Here is a 237-nt window from a genome sequence, read left to right on the forward strand (position 1 = left end):
AACGGCCTGTACAAGGCCGAAGTGATCCACAGACGCTCGTGGCGCAATCGTGAGCAGGTGGAACTGGCCACGCTCCAATGGGTGCATTGGTTCAATCACCAGCGACTGCTCGAACCCATCGGATATATACCGCCCGCAGAGGCTGAGGCAAACTACTATCGGCAACTAGCCAGTCAGGCTTCCAAGGTGGCGGCTTGACTTAAACCAAACAGCCTCCGCGAAACCCGGGGCGGTTCA

General features: G+C 57.8%; 1 protein-coding gene. It reads left to right on the forward strand.

The annotated features are described in order from the left end of the window. On the forward strand, positions 1–198 hold a 198-nt coding region (locus tag H4J77_RS19705), incomplete at its 5' end, for an IS3 family transposase (protein ID WP_182250165.1). Positions 199–237 lie beyond the last annotated feature (39 nt).

It is taken from the genome of Pseudomonas sp. 5Ae-yellow (assembly GCF_014077575.1).
In the GTDB taxonomy this organism is placed as follows: domain Bacteria; phylum Pseudomonadota; class Gammaproteobacteria; order Pseudomonadales; family Pseudomonadaceae; genus Halopseudomonas; species Halopseudomonas neustonica.